This window comes from Paenilisteria portnoyi (assembly GCF_014322795.1).
GTDB lineage: Bacteria > Bacillota > Bacilli > Lactobacillales > Listeriaceae > Listeria_A > Listeria_A portnoyi.
In genome coordinates this window covers 26,587-47,275 of the sequence record NZ_JAASTT010000004.1, presented here as the reverse complement: position 1 = coordinate 47,275, position 20,689 = coordinate 26,587, and the positions used below count along the sequence as shown (strand labels likewise).

21 protein-coding genes are annotated in these 20,689 nt (G+C 41.2%); 19 read left to right on the top strand and 2 right to left on the bottom strand.

The window, feature by feature from the left end:
* Window positions 1–69: 69 nt before the first annotated feature.
* Window positions 70–2,430 (bottom strand): alpha-glucosidase, encoded by a 2,361-nt coding sequence (gene ygjK / locus HCJ66_RS04175; RefSeq protein ID WP_187132029.1) that lies wholly within the window; start codon window positions 2,428–2,430, stop codon window positions 70–72.
* Between the two features lie 221 nt (window positions 2,431–2,651).
* Here ygjK and HCJ66_RS04170 point away from each other — a divergent pair, with 221 nt between their 5' ends.
* From HCJ66_RS04170 to HCJ66_RS04130, 9 genes are all read left to right on the top strand, one after another.
* A complete protein-coding gene (locus HCJ66_RS04170; RefSeq protein ID WP_187132028.1) occupies window positions 2,652–2,921 on the top strand; it encodes a type IV toxin-antitoxin system AbiEi family antitoxin domain-containing protein in 270 nt (89 codons plus the stop codon).
* 171 nt (window positions 2,922–3,092) lie between these two features.
* Window positions 3,093–4,106: a zinc-binding alcohol dehydrogenase family protein gene (locus HCJ66_RS04165; protein ID WP_187132027.1), complete on the top strand. Its 1,014-nt coding sequence runs from the start codon at window positions 3,093–3,095 to the stop codon at window positions 4,104–4,106.
* A 1-nt stretch (window position 4,107) separates the two neighbouring features.
* Window positions 4,108–4,626, top strand: coding sequence for a dihydrofolate reductase family protein (locus tag HCJ66_RS04160; RefSeq protein WP_187132026.1), 519 nt, complete (start codon window positions 4,108–4,110; stop codon window positions 4,624–4,626).
* 6 nt (window positions 4,627–4,632) lie between these two features.
* Window positions 4,633–5,268, top strand: coding sequence for an isochorismatase family protein (locus HCJ66_RS04155; protein ID WP_187132025.1), 636 nt, complete (start codon window positions 4,633–4,635; stop codon window positions 5,266–5,268).
* A gap of 22 nt (window positions 5,269–5,290) precedes the next feature.
* Window positions 5,291–5,905: a DUF1648 domain-containing protein gene (locus tag HCJ66_RS04150; RefSeq protein WP_187132024.1), complete on the top strand. Its 615-nt coding sequence runs from the start codon at window positions 5,291–5,293 to the stop codon at window positions 5,903–5,905.
* 131 nt (window positions 5,906–6,036) lie between these two features.
* Window positions 6,037–7,674 carry a peptide ABC transporter substrate-binding protein gene (locus tag HCJ66_RS04145; RefSeq protein ID WP_425489616.1) on the top strand — a complete coding sequence of 546 codons (1,638 nt, stop codon included), beginning with the start codon at window positions 6,037–6,039 and terminating at the stop codon, window positions 7,672–7,674.
* A 107-nt stretch (window positions 7,675–7,781) separates the two neighbouring features.
* Window positions 7,782–8,894: a right-handed parallel beta-helix repeat-containing protein gene (locus HCJ66_RS04140; protein ID WP_187132023.1), complete on the top strand. Its 1,113-nt coding sequence runs from the start codon at window positions 7,782–7,784 to the stop codon at window positions 8,892–8,894.
* Window positions 8,895–8,899: 5 nt separating this feature from the next.
* Window positions 8,900–9,271 (top strand): hypothetical protein, encoded by a 372-nt coding sequence (locus HCJ66_RS04135; protein WP_187132022.1) that lies wholly within the window; start codon window positions 8,900–8,902, stop codon window positions 9,269–9,271.
* A gap of 214 nt (window positions 9,272–9,485) precedes the next feature.
* Window positions 9,486–11,393 carry a beta-glucoside-specific PTS transporter subunit IIABC gene (locus HCJ66_RS04130; RefSeq protein ID WP_187132021.1) on the top strand — a complete coding sequence of 636 codons (1,908 nt, stop codon included), beginning with the start codon at window positions 9,486–9,488 and terminating at the stop codon, window positions 11,391–11,393.
* Between the two features lie 42 nt (window positions 11,394–11,435).
* Here the strand turns inward: HCJ66_RS04130 and HCJ66_RS04125 are convergent, their stop codons facing one another.
* Window positions 11,436–12,101: a CPBP family intramembrane glutamic endopeptidase gene (locus HCJ66_RS04125; protein WP_187132020.1), complete on the bottom strand. Its 666-nt coding sequence runs from the start codon at window positions 12,099–12,101 to the stop codon at window positions 11,436–11,438.
* 421 nt (window positions 12,102–12,522) lie between these two features.
* Here HCJ66_RS04125 and HCJ66_RS16305 point away from each other — a divergent pair, with 421 nt between their 5' ends.
* From HCJ66_RS16305 to bglB, 10 genes are all read left to right on the top strand, one after another.
* Window positions 12,523–12,657, top strand: coding sequence for a hypothetical protein (locus HCJ66_RS16305; RefSeq protein WP_281384385.1), 135 nt, complete (start codon window positions 12,523–12,525; stop codon window positions 12,655–12,657).
* 82 nt (window positions 12,658–12,739) lie between these two features.
* Window positions 12,740–12,946, top strand: a complete 207-nt coding sequence (locus HCJ66_RS04115) for a hypothetical protein (RefSeq protein WP_181676378.1) — start codon at window positions 12,740–12,742, stop codon at window positions 12,944–12,946.
* 319 nt (window positions 12,947–13,265) lie between these two features.
* On the top strand, window positions 13,266–14,018 hold the full coding sequence (locus HCJ66_RS04110; RefSeq protein WP_187132018.1) for an IclR family transcriptional regulator: 753 nt from the start codon (window positions 13,266–13,268) through the stop codon (window positions 14,016–14,018).
* A 209-nt stretch (window positions 14,019–14,227) separates the two neighbouring features.
* Window positions 14,228–14,875, top strand: coding sequence for a bifunctional 2-keto-4-hydroxyglutarate aldolase/2-keto-3-deoxy-6-phosphogluconate aldolase (locus tag HCJ66_RS04105; protein WP_187132017.1), 648 nt, complete (start codon window positions 14,228–14,230; stop codon window positions 14,873–14,875).
* A gap of 2 nt (window positions 14,876–14,877) precedes the next feature.
* Window positions 14,878–15,882, top strand: a complete 1,005-nt coding sequence (locus tag HCJ66_RS04100) for a sugar kinase (RefSeq protein ID WP_187132016.1) — start codon at window positions 14,878–14,880, stop codon at window positions 15,880–15,882.
* A 21-nt stretch (window positions 15,883–15,903) separates the two neighbouring features.
* Window positions 15,904–16,734 (top strand): 5-dehydro-4-deoxy-D-glucuronate isomerase, encoded by an 831-nt coding sequence (kduI, locus tag HCJ66_RS04095; RefSeq protein ID WP_222717408.1) that lies wholly within the window; start codon window positions 15,904–15,906, stop codon window positions 16,732–16,734.
* 19 nt (window positions 16,735–16,753) lie between these two features.
* Window positions 16,754–17,563 carry a gluconate 5-dehydrogenase gene (locus HCJ66_RS04090; RefSeq protein ID WP_222717405.1) on the top strand — a complete coding sequence of 270 codons (810 nt, stop codon included), beginning with the start codon at window positions 16,754–16,756 and terminating at the stop codon, window positions 17,561–17,563.
* Between the two features lie 267 nt (window positions 17,564–17,830).
* Entirely contained in the window at window positions 17,831–19,273 is a 1,443-nt protein-coding gene (locus HCJ66_RS04085; protein ID WP_246438552.1) for an MFS transporter, read from the top strand.
* Between the two features lie 23 nt (window positions 19,274–19,296).
* Window positions 19,297–19,536 (top strand): hypothetical protein, encoded by a 240-nt coding sequence (locus HCJ66_RS04080; RefSeq protein WP_187132014.1) that lies wholly within the window; start codon window positions 19,297–19,299, stop codon window positions 19,534–19,536.
* A 25-nt stretch (window positions 19,537–19,561) separates the two neighbouring features.
* On the top strand, window positions 19,562–20,668 hold the full coding sequence (gene bglB / locus HCJ66_RS04075) for a beta-galactosidase BglB (RefSeq protein ID WP_187132013.1): 1,107 nt from the start codon (window positions 19,562–19,564) through the stop codon (window positions 20,666–20,668).
* Window positions 20,669–20,689 lie beyond the last annotated feature (21 nt).

Genomic DNA, 20,689 nt, shown 5'->3' with positions numbered 1-20,689 from the left:
GAGCAGGAATCTCGTATACCCCATTTTTTATAATGGCGCTATACAGGACTTCCTGCTTCTTTTTTTGTCTTATTTTATCCCAGTTTGACTGGTCGTTTTGTCTCCTACAATCGTATTTTGGTACATTAAATAATACGCGGCGGAGGACCAGCTGAAGTTTTTCGTACTCAGGCCATCTCCGGTAAGCGGATCATAGTTTTCGTGAATCGGTCCGTTGCCCATTAAGCCATTCGCGTGGTTAAATAGGTTTTTCGATAGGAAGGTTGCGTCTGATTTGTAGCCGTAATTTTGTAAGGCTTCGACGCCAAACAATGCTTGATCGAGCCACACTGGTCCGCGCCAGTATTCTGTTGCGCTGAATCGTGAATTGTCTTTTGATGCGGTTGGGAACGGCACATAGGTATTGAATTTATTTGGCGAAAGCATGTTTTCACGTACGCTCGCTGCTTTGTCTTCATCGGAAAGCTTCGCCCAAAGTGGAATCCAGCCTTCTGTTCCTTTGCCGCGATTGACAAGCAGTTTTGTTTTAGAATTATCGTCATTTATCTGCAGGTCGTAATAGAAACCGGTGTCTTTGTCGTACATATTTTTTTCGATGTAGGTTTGGACTTTTTCGGCTTCTTTTTTGTATTTATCAGCATCGTCATCTTTGCCGAGCTCTTTTGCCATGGAAACTAGGAAGCCTTTTTCGGCGTAAAGGTAGGCGTTTAAATCGACGGATTCTTGATTGATCGAGTAACCGATGACTTTATCTGCGCTATCTTTATTTTCAAAAACGAGCACGCCGGGATCATTTTTCCCAACGCCATCTTTGTCAAAACGGACGGCATTATCCATACCACTTTCCCATGCAGCGGCCTCGATAACAGCTTCGTCATTCAGCTCAAAATTACCATTCGCATCCTTGATATTCTTGTCGTTCGCGTCTTTTTTCCAGTTGGCGGCACTGACCATACTGCCGTACTCCGCGATGCCGTTTTTGTTGTGGTCGCGGTTCGTGTACCACCAATCGTGATAAGCGACGAGCTTCGGATACATTTCTTTGAGGAAGTCTTTATCTTTTGTCTCTGTATAAATATTCCAAACTGCCCAAGCGGAAAGTGGTGGCTTCGAATTGCGCTCGTTCCAGTTTCCACCGTCTCCGCCACGCTCTGGTGTTTTATTGTAGAAAATGGCATCAATAATCGCGCCAGAATCTTGTGGCAAGTTCGGATCGTCTTTTTGAATTTGATAATCGAATAAGGCACGTACGCTATTTTTGGCCAGTTCTGGATTGAAATTCACCGTCGCGACGGCTTCTTTCCATGAATCCCATGACCACAACCCAATAAACCATTTATAAGACATCGACGGCACAATACCATCATGCTTGATCGCACCAGCCGGACTACGCCAATTTGTTGTCAGCGTCTCAATCGTTTTCACAGCTGCATTTTTATATTCTGGATGGCTCTTGCTTTTTTTATCGGCAAAAGTTTTGTCTAAATAGCCTTGCCAGCGCTTGTTGTTATCCTGGAAAAGCTGATCCTGATCCGTGATATAGGAATCCCAATTCGCTTTTTCAGCCTGCAATTCCTTGTCAGTGAAGGTGTAACTTTCCACGGCATATGTCGCGAAATCCTTGCTGGGAGCGATTGTAATCGGACTTTTCGCCTTCGATGTATATGTATTCGCAGCAACATCGTTTGTAACCGGCATATCATGATAAATCGAATATTTCGTCTGGGTCGTCGAGAAGAACGTCCACATTTCTCTTATATTCGGAAAATTCACTTGGATACCATTTGGCGTGGATTCAAGCGTTTGCTTCAAGTCGATTTGGTCACTACCGTCATTCAATTTATTAAGCAAAGTCCCTTGCCACGAAAGCGATAAATGCAGCGGTTTATCTGTTTTATTCGTGATTTTCGTTTTGACAAGTGCCGTACGATTGCTAGCAAAAATCAAGTCTAATTTCAACGTCAAATCCTCGAGCTCATACGTTTGGACTAATTTGCCTGGATAGTATGCAAAATCGGTACTAGCTTTACTCAAATCGTACACCGACTTCGTATCATCATTCGTCATTTGGATTTTATCAAACGTTTTCGCTAAATTCGACGGATATTCCTCAGCAAGAATGACCGGACCAGCGAAACCGCCTAGTATTTCGGATGTATTCCCATCAGGCAAATAATAACCATGCCAAGCGCCTAAATCGGAAAAATTGTTAAAGTGATTCGTATCATAATTTCCATACATATTTTCGGTAGGATTGGCAGAGATATCAATCACATTCTTGAAATTCGAGACTTCCGAATTTGGGGCCTTTTCGACTAATTCTGACGCCTGCTCCTGTTTTTTATCTTTACCCCACACATTAAAACCGGCGATTCCAGCCACGATAAGCAGGATAACACCTAAACCAATGAACCAATAACTCTTCTTCATTTCATACCTCCTGATTATTACAATATTATTGTTAACGCTTTCAGATAGCGATATAAGTATAACTGATTTTTTGTGATAATGCTAGTTCAGATGGTTAACTTGGGTGACTATCTAGTTTTGGTGTAAGGCTATTTGTGGATTAAATGGCATCAACCAAGAAACCGCAAAATTAGCCAAAAAATCAGGCGTCGACATCCTACTACCTCAAAGAAAAGGAACAAATGACGGTAAAAAGAGCGGTGGAAGAAAGATACAACGCAGGAATAATCCAAATGAACAGTCCATACGGCAACCCGATTGACGTATACGATAAAGAAAAAACCATCTGTGACATCCTTGCTAATCGCAACAACACCGATATCCAAATCCTATCCACTGCCTTAAAAAGCTATTTTACAAGATCGGACAAAGACCTAAACACATTAATGATCTATGCCAAATTACTAAAAGTAGACAAAATTCTAAGAAACTACATGGAGGTACTTTTATGATCAACCAAGATAAGCTGCGTACACTCGTTATGGCAAGCGTTCATAAAAACCTACAAATCTAAGGACCACGCGGACATTCCAGTTCGCGTTTTTCGTTTGCCACAAAAATATTCCCAATCCATGCATTATTTCCAAGGAGACGGGGAATAATAAAAAGCGAGGTGTTGAAAAATGAAAATTGTAGGACTATACAAATATTTACCAATCGAAGCCGAAGAAAGCTTCTTAGATCTCACATGCGAAACACCAAAAGCTAGCGGACACGATTTACTCGTCCAAATTCAAGCGATATCAGTCAATCCCGTCGATACCAAACTACGCGCACCAAAAGATACTGTGGAAGAAACCCCACGAATTCTCGGTTGGGACGCGGTCGGAATCGTGACGGAAATCGGTGACGCTGTCGAATTGTTCCAAGTTGGGGATGCCGTTTATTATGCAGGGGACGTGACACGACCAGGAAGTTACGCCGAGTTCCAGCTTGTCGATGAACATCTCGTTGGCGCGAAACCAGCTAATTTATCCATCGAAGAAGCCGCAGCCATGCCACTTACGCTAATCACCGCATGGGAAGCATTGTTCGACCGAATCCGGATCAACCCTGACGCCGATGCTGGAAAATCACTCCTTATCATCAATGGTTCAGGCGGTGTCGGTTCGATTGCCACACAACTTGCCGCGTGGGCGGGTCTTGAAGTTATCACGACGGCCTCAAGAGACGAGACGGTTGCATGGGCCAAACAGCAAGGCGCGACGCATGTCATCAATCATCGCGAGCCACTTTTGCCACAGTTAAAAGGACTCGGTTTTGACGGTGTAGATTATATTTTATGCCTACATAATACAGATGCTTACTGGGATGCGATGCAAGAAATTATTTTGCCACAAGGTCATATTTGCTCCATCGTAGAGCTTCAAAATCCGGTTTCCATGAGCCTCATCAAAGATAAAAGCGTAACGGTGAGCTACGAATTCATGTTCACCAGATCCAAATATAATACGATAGACAAAGTACGCCAACACGATATTCTAACAAAGGCCGCGCAATTATTCGAAGCTGGCTTTTTAAAATCAACCTTAAACCAGACATTAACGCCGATAAATGCGACAACGATAAAAGAAGCACACCGAATTTTAGAATCCGGAAAATCAATCGGAAAACTAGTAGTGAAGGGATTTGATTAGGATGACAGAAAAACGAATTGACCTATTCATAGCCATGAGTTTAGACGGATATATAGCGGACGTAACTGGCAGTGTAGGCTGGTTAGAAGAGATTGAAGGCAAGGGTGATAACGGCTACACAACGTTTCTAGATGAGATCGATACCGTCGTAATGGGGCACACAACCTACAAACAATTATTCACGCTCACGGACACATTTCCATACAGCAAGAAGCACGTTTATGTTTTTTCCAATGAAAAAGCGGGTACAAAAGACGAAAACGCAGCATTCGTAAATGGCTCTGTTAAAAATTGGCTCGAAACAACAGAAGGTAAGAGTATTTGGCTTGTCGGCGGCGCTCAACTAGTGAAAAAATTCTTGGAGGAAAATCAAATCGACCGCTTCATCATCACGGTTGCCTCGATTATTCTCGGAGACGGCACACCCCTTTTTGAAAAAGGAGCACGAGAACTTTTACATCTTGAAGAAGTCGTGAAATTTGGCCAGTTTACACAGATGACGTATCGCAAAAAGGAGTAATGAATCATGAAAATAGCAACTTTTGATGTCGACGTACAAAAAGGTTTCACGCCACTTTGCCCAGAAGAACTACCCATTCCTGAAGGCCATCTCATCGTGCCGGAACTCCAATTTATGGCGACGATGGGCAGCATTCGCATTGGTAGTAAAGACGCGCATCCCGAACAAGCCGTTTGGACCGTCGAGGCGCCCGAAGAAATGTTGGCGTCACTCGATTTTCCAGATGCTGATCTCACATGGGTGAAACATTGCGTTCCGGGCACACCAGGCTTTGAGCTACTCGATGACATGCCACACCCATCCGAATACGATCTCTTTGTTTGGAAAGGAATGGAGCCAGATTTGCATCCATATGGCGCCTGCTATCACGATATTCGCGAGAACTTGTCGACAGGCGTGATTGAATTTCTGAGAGAGCGAGACATAGACCTAGTTATTGTTGGAGGATTAGCCTTTGATTTTTGTGTAAAAACGACGGTGGAACAGCTTTCAAGAGCAGGTTTCTCGGTTGTTGTATATTTGCCTGCGACGCGTGCTTTGACAGAGCGCGGTTATCACGACACAGCAGCGTATCTGGGAACTTTAAAAAACGTCAGGATAGCCAAGGACCGAGCTGAATTAGCCACGTATCGCCAAATTTAAATGTAGGAAAGAGGCGAGACGAATGAAAAGAATTGGAATGTTTCCAAGCATGGTTATTTTTTCGACACTAGTTTTAACCTTAGCAACGTACCCACTACTCCCAAGCGAGGTAGCGGTACATTTTGGAACGGATTTTTCACCTGATATGTTCGTCCAAAAATGGCTTGGCTTAATTTTAATTCCTTTCCTTATGGTGATGTTTACCGGCACAGAATACTACGGGAAAGAGAAAGTAAAACCAGATAATCGGTTGGAATTTGAGTACATGTTCTACGCATTACTAATCTTACTAGCCATCATCCAGGTGACGATTATCCTGTTCAGTCTAGGCTACGAAATCCCAACAGGCCGCTACAGTCTACTACTTGTTGGAGCCCTTCTAGTCTTAACGGCACTCTACCTGTCAAATTCCAAAAAGATATTCTTATGGCTCACACTTATCGGCTTTAAAAAGATAGACGCAAGATCACGAAATATTTTGAGAAAAATAACTGTTATAACGTTATCGGTAGTTGGATTCACCTTCTTATTATTCGGCATTTTCATGTTTAACGATCCCTCTATTTTCATGCTCGCAGCGCTATTATCGATGACAATTGTTATTGTCGGATCAGGCGTCTACTTAAATAAAAAATAGTACAGTTCCAGTTTACAATAGATACAGTTTATGGTTTAATGAGACCTAAGAGATGTCTTCGAATAGGAGGCAAATCTTTGGTCTTTTTTTTCGGCCAAAATACAAAGGGGGACATGATTTTGCGCAAAAAAATGTTAGGCATCCTAATGCTGTTAGGACTTTTATTACTTGCCGCTTGTCAGTCAAAAGATGCAGTGAAAGACACGGAGAAAAAAGAAACCAGCACGATTAACATCATGGAAACAGGCGAAATACCGGGCGTGAATCCAACGACGGCAGACAATAGCGTCAGTTTTAGAGCCATTAATCAAGTATATGAAGGATTATACCGTTTAGATAAAGATGGCAAACCAGCACTCGCCATGGCTGCCGCAGAACCAGAAGAAAAAGATGGCGGTAAAACGCTGATTTTCAAAATTCGTGAAGATGCCGAGTGGTCGAATGGAACACCAGTGACCGCCGCCGATTTCGAATACGCATGGAAAAAAGTCGTCGATCCGAAATCAGCTGCCGCATATGGCCCGCAGATGGAAGAAATCGTGAAGAACGCGACGCAAATTTTGAAAGGTGACATGGACCCAGATCAGCTTGGTGTCAAAGCATTGGACGATAAAACGCTACAAGTGGAGCTTGAAAACCCAGTACCAATTTTCAAAGACTTGCTGACGACTGGCACATTTTTCCCGCAAAACCAAGCGTACATTGAGAGCCAAGGCGACCGCTACGCTCTATCCAGCGAAAACCTCATTTCCAACGGCCCATTCAAACTAGAGAATTGGGACGGCACGAAAAAAACATGGGATTACGTTAAGAATAATAAATATTGGGACAAAAAGAACGTGAAAGCGAATAAAATCCACGTTCAGGTTGTAAAAGATACGAATCAGGCATTAAATCTATACACAACAGAGAAACTAGATCGTATCGAACTTGACGGCGAATTCGTTTCCAAATACAAAGATGATCCCGATTTCAATAAAACATTCACAGGGCGCTCCGTCTACCTTAAAATGAATCAAGGCAAAGACGGCCAGAAAACGGACCTAGCAAACGTCAATATCCGCCGCGCACTGGCCATGGCGATCGATAAACAATCCATGGTAGACCGTTTACTTGCTAACGGTTCAGCTGTACTAAACGGAAATGTACCTGCTAAAATCATGTTTGATCCAAAAACAAAAGAAGATTTCCGCGAACAAAATGGCGATCTTTTAAGCTATAATCCAACAGAAGCTAAGAAATACTGGGAATCAGGGTTAAAAGAAATCGGTAAATCAAGTTTAATCATTGCCTTAACAGCCGGCGATTCATCCCTGCAAAAACAACAAACAGAGTTCATGCAAGACCAGCTTCAAAAAAATCTGCCAGGCTTAACTGTCAACATTAAAACAGTCACACAAAAAGCAAGTTTCGTAGCCGATATTAGCCAAGACTATGAAATGCTACTAGGCGGATGGGGCGGAGACTACTCAGATCCATTAACGTATCTCAACCTATTCCTAACAGACAGCCCAGGAAATCACACCGGTTTTTCTAATGCAGAGTATGACAAGCTAGTACTAGGCGCAAAAGGATCACTATCCAATGACCCAGAAAAACGATGGGAAGCACTTCTAAAAGCCGAGCAAATTTTACTCAAAGATAACGCTACATTGGTGCCGCTATACCAAGGCGGACGCGCATATCTCCAAAAAGCAGAGTTACAAGATTACATCGCATATCCCATCGGTTCAGAGAATTACAAATGGATCTCAAAAACGAATAAGTAAATAAAAATACATTTCAAACGCAGAATTATGCGTTTGAAATGTATTTTTTTGCAGTATATTAATAAAAAGTCACAATTTCGACACATTTAAAGAAAGAGGTGGTTCACATGAAGCAAACCATCACGTATAGCGCAGGAATTATTTTTAGCCTAGTTCTACTCTTCCTTATTCCCCAAATAGCTAAGGCTGAAATTGTACCATTAACAAAAGGCACAACACCAGAAATCGCATATTTTCCTAACCGGCCCAACCACATCTCCGACAACGCTAACAATGCCCTGATGACCACAGATTCTACACAAATAAGTCAAGAATCTGCTACAGATATAACTCTTCAAAATTTTACACTGCAATATAATCCCACGCTATCTAAATTCAACTATCTATTGAATCCAACTAACTTTTATCAAGATAATCTCCTGAATATTGGGATGATTACAAAAACAGAGACCTCGGCAGGATACAAAGCCGCCACCAAGAAAGCGTTAAAAACAAATATCAAAATTTCCAATATGACATTCAACGCGAACAATGTTGGTACGAGTATTATCAACATCGCCAAAGCAAAAAATATCAGCATTCAAAAGACGCAACTCTTAAATTCAGGTCTACAAAGCGGTATTTCGCTAACCTATTCAGATAATGTCACTCTCGCAAATAATCGTCTGAAAAACCTTGGTAGAATCGGCATTGTGATGTATTATGGAAACAGCGGTATCACTATTTCCAACAATCAAGTCATCGATTGGATGCAGCGTTATGGCAGTTACCACTACGATGCCGTTAAAAAAAGCGGTGAAACCTTAGACAGCATGCAAGATGCAGCAATCGACAGCTACGGTCCAGCAAACCAGTACATCACTGTAAAAAATAATCTAATCAATCTATCCGCTGGGGCAAATAAGGTAAACCCTAATAATCCACTGATCGCAAAAAAATGGCGTCTCAAAACGGTTCCAAATTATACGAGATATACGGCGCTCCGAGCAAGCGGTGCCCAATACGCCTTATATCAAGGCAACACAATTAATATTGATAGCCCAGACACATTCGCATTTTTCACAACCAATATGCGTAAAAGCAATACCCTGACCAGACCCAAAGCAATCGTCCTCACAGGCAACAGCTTCACATCCAGAAACATCGATTATCCTATCCGAATTTTTGCAGGAATAAGTGATACAGCGCTTCTAACAATACTATTTGCAGTACCAATCTAGGAAGTATGGTCGATGGTTCTTCCACAAGTAAAAAGGACGCTCTGCAACTCCTATTTCTAAATAACAACAAAAATAACGGTAAACTCCATCAAACAGCTAGAAATTACATTGGCACAACGCTGAAATCCGTTATTTACTCGAATAAAGCAATAAGAGGAACAGTCATCTGGAACGCCGATGAAACAAAAACAAAATACATCCGAATCACAAATCTAGCAGGCAAAGCACTAACATCCGAACAAAAACTAATCAAAAGTAATGCAACAAACTTCAGTATTCCAATCAAACTCGTTCGCGGTAACCAAATCAAATTACAAATATCAGAACTAAAAGGAAACTATATAAATAATTCCACAATTATCTATCAAATCAAATAAACGCACAAATTTTGAAGCGATAAATAAAAAATAAAAATTTTAAAAAACTACTTGTAATCGTTTTCAACCTGTGATATATTATAGACATCGCAAAGGATTGTTACCAATCTACGGGCATTACCTAAGCTGATTCGTGGGATACGCATGTATTCTCCCATGAAACGGTTTGGGTTTTTCTTTGTGCAAAAATAAGGTAAGAAGGAAGGTTTATATTATGAAATATGAACAACTTGCTAAAGACATTCTCGAAAAAGTCGGCGGAACAGACAACATCAATAGTGTATTCCATTGTATCACGCGATTGCGTTTTAAACTGAAAGATGAGAGTATTGCGAAAACAGAAGAATTAGAAAAAATGGATGGCGTCATCTCCGTACTTAGAAGCGGCGGCCAATATCAAGTTGTTATCGGAAACCATGTTCCAGACGTATATGCGGCAGTACTTGCTGTTGGCGGGATCTCTGCAGAAGGCGCAGAAGGATCAGCCAATGACGGCGGCGGCAACCTTTTCAATAAATTTATCGACATGATTTCAGGCGTATTTACACCAGTTCTAGGCGTTTTAGCCGCAACCGGTATGATTAAAGGTTTCGCATCGATGTTCCTAGCGTTCGGCTGGGTGACACAAACATCAGGAACCTACCAAATCTTGTACGCGATTGGGGACGCACTCTTCTACTTCTTCCCAATTTTCCTTGGTTACACAGCCATCAAGAAATTCGGCGGTAACATATTCGTCGGGATGGCCATTGGTGGCGCGCTCGTCTATCCAGCAATATCAGGATTAACAGCCGGAAAACCCTTGTACACATTATTTGCAGGAACGCTTTTTGAATCACCAATTCACGTTACATTCCTTGGAATACCAGTCATTCTAATGAGTTACGCATCATCCGTTATTCCAATTATTTTAGCAACATTCTTCGCTTCAAAAGTTGAAAAAGGACTCAAAAATATCATTCCAGATGTAGTCAAAACTTTCTTAGTGCCATTCTTTACATTACTAATCGTTGTTCCACTAACATTCATCGTCATCGGTCCAATTGCAGTATGGGCAGGCGACTTACTAGGTCAAGGAACACTATGGGTTTACAATTTAAGTCCAATTATTGCAGGTCTTTTACTTGGTGGGTTCTGGCAAGTATTCGTTATCTTTGGACTTCACTGGGGCCTCATCCCAGTTGCAATCAACAACTTGACAACACTTGGAGCAGATCCAGTTTTAGCAATGACATTTGGCGCATCTTTCGCACAAATCGGTGCTGTCCTAGCTGTTATATTGAAAACGAAAAATCAAAAAATCAAAACATTGGGTTATCCAGCATTTATCTCAGGAATCTTCGGTGTCACTGAGCCCGCGATTTATGGTATTACATTACCACTTAAAAAACCATTTATCATGAGTTGTATCGGTGGTGCAGTCGGCGGTGGAATCATCGGTTGGTCTGGCGCACAAGGATACATTATGGGCGGACTTGGAATCTTCGGTCTTCCCAACTTTATCAAACCAGGAAGTGCCATTGATTCAGCCTTCTATATGATTATTGTAGCTATGATTGTCAGCTTCCTTGTAGGCTTAATTTTGACATATATCTTCGGTTTCAAAGACCCAGTAGAAACAGCGGCATCGGTAACGCCAGTCGTAACACAAAGCGAAACACTAATCGAACAAGAAGTTTTAGTATCTCCACTTGCAGGTGAACTTATCCCGCTTGTAAACGTTAAAGACGAAGCATTCTCATCCGGCGCACTCGGCAAAGGCTTGGGAATTGTACCAACAGAAGGCAAACTATATTCACCAGCAAATGGAACCGTAACAATGGTGTTTCCAACAGGTCATGCAGTAGGAATCACAACCGATTCAGGTGCTGAAATCCTAATGCATATCGGAATGGACACAGTTCAATTAGAAGGAAAATACTTCACCGTTCACGCAAAACAAGGCGATAAAATCACAGCCGGTCAATTACTGACAGAGTTCGACATTGATGGCATCAGAAGTGAAGGCTACGACATCACGACACCAATTATCGTAACAAACACGAATCAATATTTAGACGTTATGGTAGTCGATGAAGAAACCGTAAAACCAGGAGACCGCGTTATCACATTAGTTATTTAATATAGAGAAAAGCAGCGATTCGAGTCCAGAATCGCTGCTTTTTCACGTCCAAATAAACGCAATAAAATTATTCAAAAAATGAGCAAAAATCGTTAGCTCAAGCCGTTTTGTTTTGTATAAAATCCCACCAAGCGCAATGCCTGGAATCAAATAAAGCAGAAAACTAACGAAATCTGTCGGGACATGCGCCGCGCAGAAAAGCAAGCTACTAACAATCCAACCCAGCCATAGCCGATTTCGGAAAAGTTGCTGCATCAGAAATCCGCGGAAAATAATTTCCTCCACAAATGGCGCAATAATAACAATTGACATAAAACTAAGCAACCAAGAAGCGTGCGAATAAACATCCTCCAATAGAATCTCGTTTTGCGTATTCGTATAGGAAGAGAAATTCTGACCGAGATAATCCACAAGGGAACTAATACCAATCGCGGCAAGCATCACAACAGCTGCGAACAGAAATCCTTTCCAACTAATTCGAGCACGACTGAAAAAACGAATGCGTTGCCATCTCGCAAATATTAATGCAATGAGCATCGCGGCTAAACTGAGCAGTTCACTGTGCCACGTGACGACCATATCCAAAGCGTCATTCCCAGCAAACACATCCCAAACAATGCTCGCAATCTGGAATATAAGCGATAGTAATAAATAAACACCGAAAACCCAAATAATTGTCCAAATCCGCGGTTGATTTTGTTCTAGCATTTTGTTCCCTCCAAGTGTTTGATATGTTCTTTATCATAGCATTAAATGGGGTGGGGTTCCAAGGGGAAGATGGTTTGGACTATGGGTGCGATGAAAGGAGTTGGGTTTGGGAGGTTGGTTTTATGTTTGGAGTGGCGTCCTCGAAGGCTCACGAAGGATTACCTGCTCACTTCGTTCGCATGCATATTGGGAGCCTAATTCATTTCATTTCAAAGGCTCACGAAGGATTACCTGCTCACTTCGTTCGCATGCATATTGGGAGCCTAATTCATTTCATTTCAAAGGCTCCCAACAAATCCGACTTGGGGCGTACGAATTTTCAGCCCAGAGCCTATCGTTTTAAAAAATAAATCCAGCTATAATAAACCTATCAACCAAACAAAAGGGCGTGAACGACGTGAAAAATGGGATTTTCGGTCTAATGTCAGCATTAATGATTATGTTGCTAGTTGGAACACAGACACAGCCAATTATCGTACCAGCGAAAACGGTAAAACTACATACCATCATTCCAGCCGAGCCATCAACAGCTCAAATTCTAGACGTTAAAAACTAATCGTGGCACTTAAGCGATTTCACATAGATTTTAATCATGCTAACGTTAAAAGTTGATATAATAAAATTTGGAGGTTATTAAAATGAACAATTTTTTCAAATACTTATTCACTGTTATTCTAGCTATTATTGGGCTTAATATCCTATTCAAAGTTATTGGTATCACGATGCACTTCCTATTCCCACTTCTAGGCTTAGCGCTTGTTGTGTATCTGCTATATCGCATTTGGGGCAACCCGCGTAACTGTCACCGTCGTAACGCAAGCAAGAACGATCGCTACGAATGGTAAAATTGCTTTAAACTATATACTCATTTAAAACTCCCTAGGTTTTAAATTTTGCCTGAGCTATGTGTTCAGGCTTTTTTTATGGCATTCGACAAATAAAACACAAAAAATAAGTGGCTTCATTTGTGCAATGCTTGAAAAAAACTTACACTAGTATAGAGGGGGCGGTTATCGTGAAAAAGAAAAGTTGGAATAATGTAGGGAAGTTAGCTGTAGCTGCACTAGTAGCCAAATTGATTTTGACAAGTAAAAAGCGTCGTGTGAAATAAGAGATGCTCACAGATGTAAATATAATTTTAAAAGGAAGGAATGAGGGGGAACAATGACGAATCAAAAACCATATGGATCGGTTCTGCTGAAAGCCGTTGATATTCTAGATTTTTTATTCGAACATCCAAACAGTTCTTTGAAAGAAATATCGGATGGGCTGAAAATGACGAATTCAACCGTACTGAAAATTTTAGATACGCTTTTACTTGTGTCCTATGTTAGCCGTGATGATAGAAAAAATTATCGGATTGGTGCTAAATTTATGAAGTATTCGAACCAAGATAGTAAACAAGCGGAATTAGTGGCAACAACGCTTCCCTATCTGGAAAAATTACAAAATCAAATTGATGAAACGATACATCTAGGTGTTTTAAATATGAACGAGATTTTGTATATTAACAAATTAGATCCTAAAAATCAGGTGATCCGAATGTCATCTAAGATTGGGATTACAAGACCTCTTTATTGTTCAGCGATGGGCAAGGCAGTATTGGCCAAATTTAGTATAGAAGCGTATCAGAAATATTTGAGGACAACGGATTTGATGAAATATACAATACATACACTCACGGATACAGCTGAAATAGAGAAGGAAATTGAAGAGGTACGTGAAACAAACATCGCCTATGATAATGAGGAGGTAGAGAACGACATCATCTGTGTAGGTGTAGCATTGATAAAAGAGCAAGAAATTATTGGGGCATTTAGTATTAGTGTTCCCAAATATCGCATCACAGATTCCTATAAAAAAGAAATTACAACAGCAATTATACGTGCAAAACAAGAAATTGAAGCTGTTTTATAGATTTTTAAGAAGCTCCCCAAAAAAATAAAATGGGGTGTTTTTTTTGTATATAATGTGGTCAGCAGTTAATTCGATAGCCCGTATAAATAATAATCTGTCCAAGTTCTTCAACAGAAGGGCTTGCTTTTTCATTTAAATCTGTATATAATAAACACATATTTTACGTATAGGAAATGATAGTTTCTATATAGGAAATCGGAGGGATTGGCATGCAAAAGCTACATTTTTTAAAATCATTGCAATTGGCAGGGGTTATCGCAGTTATAAGACACGATACGAAAGTGGGTGCAATAAAAGCGAGTGAGGCTGTCATTGCAGGAGGAATGAAAGGAATCGAGTTAACATTTACCGTTCCAGATGCGGATCAAGCTATCCGAGAACTGAGAAATAAGTATCAGGATAATCCAGAAATAATCATTGGTGCCGGGACTGTTTTGGAAGCGTTCACAGCGCGGCTTGCTATTTTGGCAGGTGCCCAGTTCATTGTTAGTCCGACATTTGATTTGGACACGGCTGAAGTTTGTAATTTATATCAAATTCCATATTTACCAGGGTGTATGACCATTAGTGAGGCTAGAATTGCTTTAAAGGCTGGCGTGGATATTATCAAGCTATTCCCAGGAAACCTTTACGGCCCAGCTATTATCAAAGCCTTCAAAGCACCAATTCCGCATTTAAATATGATGCCAACAGGTGGGGTTGATGTAGAAAATATGGCGGATTGGTTTGAAGCAGGTGCTGTTGCGGTTGGTGTAGGCGGCAATCTATTAGCCTCAGCCAAAACAAATAATTTTGCCGAAGTTACGAAAATGGCGTCGATTTACATGGCAAAGTATCAGCAAATTAAAGGAGAATAGTTATGGGAAAAGTTCTAACGTTGGGCGAGGGGATGCTTCGCTTTTCAACAACGACAGGTACACGTTTATCCAATACAGAAACTGTTTCGCTTCACTATGGCGGCGGCGAGGCGAATGTGGCGATATCGCTAGCTAACTATGGACATGATACTTTTTTTGCAAGTAAAGTCCCCAACAATAGTTTAGGTGACGGATTTAAAAACCATTTGCAACATTTCAAGGTGAAAACAGATGCGCTTTTGCGTGGAGGAGAGCGATTAGGAACGTATTACGTAGAGGGCGGCGTTGGGGAAAGAGGCGCAAAAGTCATATATGATCGCGCGTATTCCTCATTTGCTAGGATAATTGAAAATGAGTGGGATAGTGCCCAGCTTTTTAAAGACATCGAGCTTTTTCATATTTCTGGAATTACGCCAGCTTTGTCTTCTAATTGGCGGAACTTAACTTGCGAGCTTTTGCAACAAGCCAAAAAGGCAGGATGTAAAATCAGTTTTGATGTTAACTATCGCGCGAAGCTGTGGACGCAAGAAGAGGCAAGTGAGATGTTGACAGAGATTTTACCATTAGTTGATTATTGTTCTTTGGGTAAATTGGATGCGCTTTATTTGTTGGGAATTCCGCCATATCAAGGAGGTGAGGAGGAGCTTGCTCACTATTATTCCGAAATACAAAAACGATATCCGAATATTCAAGTCTTATATGCGACAAAACGGGAAGTCCTATCTGCGAGCTTTAATAAAATAACGGGTGCTTACTGGCAAAATGGGCAATATTACGAGTCAAAAAAATATGAAATAAGATCGATTGTGGATCGTATTGGTGGAGGTGATGCATTCTCAGGGGGCGTGTTACATGGCATTATAGAGCAGAAAACGCCACAAGAGATTATTGATTTTGCAACAGCGGCGGCAGTTTTGAAGCATACAATTTATGGTGATTGTAATCAGTTTAGTGAACAAGAGGTACATGAATTTATGACAGCGGAGTCTGGAAAAATAATGAGATAGGAGTTGGATTTTATGCAAAAAATGGAGAATCGTTATACGCACAGCCCGGAGGATATTCGGCACTATTCGACAGAGCAGTTACGGAAAGAATTTTTAATGGAGCAGGTGTTTGAACCGGGGAATATTCATTTGATCTACACACATAATGATCGCATGATTTTTGGTGGAGTGACGCCAGCTGAGACGCCGCTCGAGATTAAACTAGATAAAGAGCTTGGCGTGGATTATTTTCTTGAGCGCCGCGAATTAGGTGTTATTAACATTGGTGGGCCTGGATTTATTGAAATTGATGGTGAAAAAGAAAGTATGGAGAATCAGGATGGTTATTATATTGGGAAGGAGACTCGACACGTCGTTTTTTCAAGCGTGGATCAAGCGAACCCGGCTAAATTTTATATCAGTTGTGTACCTGCCCATCATAAATATCCGAACGTGAAGATTGCGATTGACAGCATTAAGCCGATGGAAACAGGAGATTCGCTGACATTGAACAAAAGGAAAATTTATCAGTATGTGCACCCGAACGTATGCGAAAGTTGCCAATTGCAGATGGGATATACGGTGCTAGCGCCTGGAAGTGCTTGGAATACGATGCCTTGTCATACGCATGAACGACGTATGGAAGCGTATGTATATTTTGATATGGAAGCGGATACTCGTGCATTTCACATGATGGGAACGCCAGACGAGACCAAGCATCTAGTGGTTAGTAATGAGCAAGCAATTATTTCACCAAGTTGGTCGATTCATTCTGGTGTAGGAACGAGTAACTACACGTTTATTTGGTCTATGTGCGGCGAGAATATTACATATACGGATATGGATATGGTCTCCATGGATCAATTGAAATGAGCGAGATAGGAGGAGTCAAATGATGAATTTTGAGATGGAACAATTTCGCTTAGATGGAAAAGTTGCGCTGGTAACTGGGGCGATTTATGGTATTGGTTTTGCGATTGCAAGTGGGCTCGCTGCGGCGGGAGCAAAGATTGTTTTTAATAGCCTGAATCAGGATAGTGTAGAGGCTGGTTTAGAGGGTTACAAAAAAGCTGGAATTGATGCGGTAGGCTACGTTTGCGATGTGACGGATGAAGAAGCTGTACAGCGCATGGTGAAGCAAATCGAGAAAGAGGTTGGCGTCATTGATATTTTGGTAAACAATGCTGGAATTATCAAGCGCGTGCCGATGACAGAAATGTCGGTAGATGCGTTCCGCGAAGTGATTGATATCGATTTAAATGCACCATTCATTATGGCAAAGGCAGTCATTCCAGCGATGATCCAAAAAGGCGGCGGAAAAATTATTAATATTTGTTCGATGATGAGCGAATTAGGCCGTGAAACAGTAAGTGCTTACGCCGCTGCAAAAGGCGGACTGAAAATGCTAACTAAAAATATTGCCTCAGAGTACGGGGAGCACAATATCCAATGTAACGGTCTTGGCCCTGGCTATATCGCGACTCCGCAAACCGCACCGCTAAGAGAAACACAAGCAGATGGTTCGAGGCACCCATTTGACCAGTTCATCATTGCCAAAACACCGGCAGCGAGGTGGGGGGAAGCCATCGATCTCGCAGGACCGTCCGTTTTCCTAGCATCTGACGCGTCTAATTTTATAAATGGACACATACTTTACGTAGACGGCGGTATTTTAGCTTATATCGGCAAGCAACCGAATTAAATAAAAAATGCTGAGCGACGATTCATGCACATAGCGAGAATCATTCGAGATTGCCCCTCGAAAATCGCTGTGTACATGAACGTATCGTCTATTCAGCATTCCACGTACACCCTATTTTAAAGCATACGTAGAGAATTTTACTATACAATAATAGATTTGTAAAAAGTAAGCCCTTACATCGATGAGGATAAGATAAATCTTTCTATCAAAAATTTGAGTTCGACAATTAATCTATCAAGAAAAATTCGTATCGATCAGGAGATGAAAATGATGGAAGAATCAAATTTAGAATCAAAAATAGAATTAGCAGGTAAGGCGTATGAAGAATCTAGCAAGAAATTGCCTTTTGGAGTAAGAGATAGAGTTGGTTATATGTTTGGCGATTTGGCTAACACTTTTATTTTAGGATTAGTCAATAGTTTTTTACTGATTTACTATACAAACGTGTTGGGAATTGCCGGTGCAGTCGTTGGTATGCTGTTTTTTGGAGCTCGGATTCTTGATGCATTTGCAGATGTGACGATTGGCCGCCTATGCGATATCAGTAAATTAACGAAAGAAGGCAGATTTCGACCGTGGATACGCAGAATGAAATATCCATTTTGTTTAATTACGATTGTGCTATTTTTGCCCTTTGTAAACTACTTTCCGATGGGACTAAAATTGGGCTATGTGTTTGCCACCTACATTCTTTTTGGCATTCTTTTGTCGGCAATTAATATTCCATACGGATCGATGGCATCGGCGATTAGTTCGAATCCAGATGATCGGGTATCACTCTCGACATTCCGCAGTATCGGCTCAGCTATTGGTGGCGGAACAACGGGTTTCTTGATTCCTATTTTTATGTATGTGACGTTAGCAAACGGTCAGCAAGTGGTTTCTGGAATGCGCTTTTTTATCATCGCGATTATTTGTGCAGGAATCGCGTTTGTTGGCTATAATATATCGTATCGTCTGACAACAGAGCGAGTTCAAGTTGAAAAACACGAACCTGTAAAAGCAAAAGTGCTGATAAAAGGGCTACTAGCAAATCGTGCGCTTGTCGTTTTAGTTATTGTCGACATTTTTATCGTTATTAACCAGATTCTTGCAGGAACGAATACGACTTATCTATTTAATGACTATTTCCATAATAAACAAGCCATGTCATTTGCTCTGTTATTCACGTATGGAACAGTTATTGTCTTAGCACCTTTTGCTACACGTTTAACGAAGCGGTTTGGTAAGAAAGAAGCGAGTGTATTCGCATTGCTAGTTTCTTCGGTGCTATACCTCGCCATGTACTTTATGCATATTGAAAATCCTTGGGTATATCTCGTATTACTTTTCGTTGCCACGCTTGGAACTGGCCTGTTCAACTTAATGGTTTGGGCGTTTATTACAGACGTCATCGATTACCATCAATACATTACAGGCTTGCGTGAAGATGGAACGGTATACGGCGTGAACTCTTTTGCTCGAAAATTTGGTCAGGCGTGTGCCGGTTTAATCGGAGGAATTATGCTGACCCTCATTGGCTACCAATCTTCGACAACAGGTGGCGCAATCCAAACGCTAGTTGTGGAGAATAGAATTTATGCGCTCGCCAATTTACTACCAGCAGTCTGTCTGTTCGTTTCAGCAATTGTCTTATTATTCGCTTATCCCTTAACCCGAGTGAAGACGCTAGAAGTTGGAGCTGCACTTAGAAAAATTAACAAACAATAATAACCAGAAAAGGAGTAAACAAAATGCCAGAAAAAATCAAGATTGATCCAGAAAAATTCGCCTATGCTGTGTTACAAAATCACCAAATTGAGGGGCCAGATAAGGAAAGAGTGGCTAAAGAAAGCTTGTCACTATACTTGCAGTCGTATCTGCTGGTCAATCAATTTAATCAGTTAGAAGCAAGCCAGTTCAAGCTGAATAATGATAGTGATTTTAAGAAAATGATGCTTGCGATTAACAAGAATATCAACGGTTTTTATTAATGCATATAGAGATGAGGATACTAGTATGATTATTAAACGAGAATTATTCATTGAAAAAGAAGTTGTAGAGGAAAAAATTGATTTGCTAATCGAGAATTTGACGACGATTCGCGATGATCAAGGTGCGTTTCTACTCGATTTTGACGGATTGAAAGTGGACGATAAAAGCTGGTCTGTCTGGAATTGGCCACAGGGCGTTGGTTTGTTTGGCATCTATAAAAATTACCGAATTACGAAGAATGATAAGGCGTTGCAGGTAGTTCAGGACTGGATCGAAAACCGGATGAAGGAGGGAGCGCCGCCCAAAAATGTGAACACGATGGCGCCGCTACTCACCATGGCGTATCTTTATGAGGATACTGGCGATTCGAAGTATATTCCTTATTTAGAACAGTGGGCAGAGTGGGTGATGCACGACATGCCGAGAACGGAAGAAGATGGTTTGCAGCATGCGACATATGGCCCTGAAAATAAAAATCAGCTATGGGATGACACGTTGATGATGACGGTTCTGCCTTTAGCTAAGATTGGAAAGCTCCTGAATCGCCCCGAATATATAGAAGAAGCGAGATACCAATTTTTGATTCATGTGAAGTATTTGCAGGATCGTAAAACAGGATTATGGTATCACGGCTGGACATTTGAAGGAAATCATAACTATGCTGAGGCGCTGTGGGCTCGGGGGAATTGTTGGATTACGATTGCCATTCCGGAGATTATCGAGATTCTTGAATTGGCGGAGAACGACGAGTTGCGAATTTTCCTGATTCATACGCTAAACGCTCAAGTAGCTTCATTGAAAAAGTATCAGCATGAATCGGGACTTTGGCATACGCTCATTAATGACAAGGATTCCTATCTTGAATCGTCCGCTACAGCTGGTTTTGCGTACGGTATTTTAAAAGCGGTGCATAAACATTATATCAGCGCCGAATATGAGGAAGTCGCTTACAAGGCTATGGCTGGGCTCTTAAATGAGATTGATGAAAATGGAGAGGTGCAGCATGTATCGGTGGGAACTGGGATGGGCGATCATTTAGATTTTTATCGTGAAATCGACATGACAGCAATGCCATATGGCCAGTCACTTACCATCCTTTGTTTGACGGAATTACTAGTTTCATTTTGTTGAAAAAATACGGAGGGAGTGTTC

Coding starts and splice junctions, on each gene's coding strand:
- HCJ66_RS04170 (WP_187132028.1), top strand. CDS start 2,652: ATGACGGTAAAAAGAGCGGTGGAAGAAAGATACAACGCAGGAATAATC.
- HCJ66_RS04115 (WP_181676378.1), top strand. CDS start 12,740: ATGAACAATTTTTTCAAATACTTATTCACTGTTATTCTAGCTATTATT.
- HCJ66_RS04130 (WP_187132021.1), top strand. CDS start 9,486: ATGAAATATGAACAACTTGCTAAAGACATTCTCGAAAAAGTCGGCGGA.
- HCJ66_RS04160 (WP_187132026.1), top strand. CDS start 4,108: ATGACAGAAAAACGAATTGACCTATTCATAGCCATGAGTTTAGACGGA.
- HCJ66_RS04100 (WP_187132016.1), top strand. CDS start 14,878: ATGGGAAAAGTTCTAACGTTGGGCGAGGGGATGCTTCGCTTTTCAACA.
- HCJ66_RS04125 (WP_187132020.1), bottom strand. CDS start 12,101: ATGCTAGAACAAAATCAACCGCGGATTTGGACAATTATTTGGGTTTTC.
- HCJ66_RS04080 (WP_187132014.1), top strand. CDS start 19,297: ATGCCAGAAAAAATCAAGATTGATCCAGAAAAATTCGCCTATGCTGTG.
- HCJ66_RS04155 (WP_187132025.1), top strand. CDS start 4,633: ATGAAAATAGCAACTTTTGATGTCGACGTACAAAAAGGTTTCACGCCA.
- bglB (WP_187132013.1), top strand. CDS start 19,562: ATGATTATTAAACGAGAATTATTCATTGAAAAAGAAGTTGTAGAGGAA.
- HCJ66_RS04090 (WP_222717405.1), top strand. CDS start 16,754: ATGATGAATTTTGAGATGGAACAATTTCGCTTAGATGGAAAAGTTGCG.
- HCJ66_RS04145 (WP_425489616.1), top strand. CDS start 6,037: ATGTTAGGCATCCTAATGCTGTTAGGACTTTTATTACTTGCCGCTTGT.
- HCJ66_RS04150 (WP_187132024.1), top strand. CDS start 5,291: ATGAAAAGAATTGGAATGTTTCCAAGCATGGTTATTTTTTCGACACTA.
- HCJ66_RS16305 (WP_281384385.1), top strand. CDS start 12,523: ATGTCAGCATTAATGATTATGTTGCTAGTTGGAACACAGACACAGCCA.
- HCJ66_RS04110 (WP_187132018.1), top strand. CDS start 13,266: ATGACGAATCAAAAACCATATGGATCGGTTCTGCTGAAAGCCGTTGAT.
- HCJ66_RS04140 (WP_187132023.1), top strand. CDS start 7,782: ATGAAGCAAACCATCACGTATAGCGCAGGAATTATTTTTAGCCTAGTT.
- HCJ66_RS04105 (WP_187132017.1), top strand. CDS start 14,228: ATGCAAAAGCTACATTTTTTAAAATCATTGCAATTGGCAGGGGTTATC.
- ygjK (WP_187132029.1), bottom strand. CDS start 2,430: ATGAAGAAGAGTTATTGGTTCATTGGTTTAGGTGTTATCCTGCTTATC.
- HCJ66_RS04135 (WP_187132022.1), top strand. CDS start 8,900: ATGGTCGATGGTTCTTCCACAAGTAAAAAGGACGCTCTGCAACTCCTA.
- HCJ66_RS04165 (WP_187132027.1), top strand. CDS start 3,093: ATGAAAATTGTAGGACTATACAAATATTTACCAATCGAAGCCGAAGAA.
- kduI (WP_222717408.1), top strand. CDS start 15,904: ATGGAGAATCGTTATACGCACAGCCCGGAGGATATTCGGCACTATTCG.
- HCJ66_RS04085 (WP_246438552.1), top strand. CDS start 17,831: ATGATGGAAGAATCAAATTTAGAATCAAAAATAGAATTAGCAGGTAAG.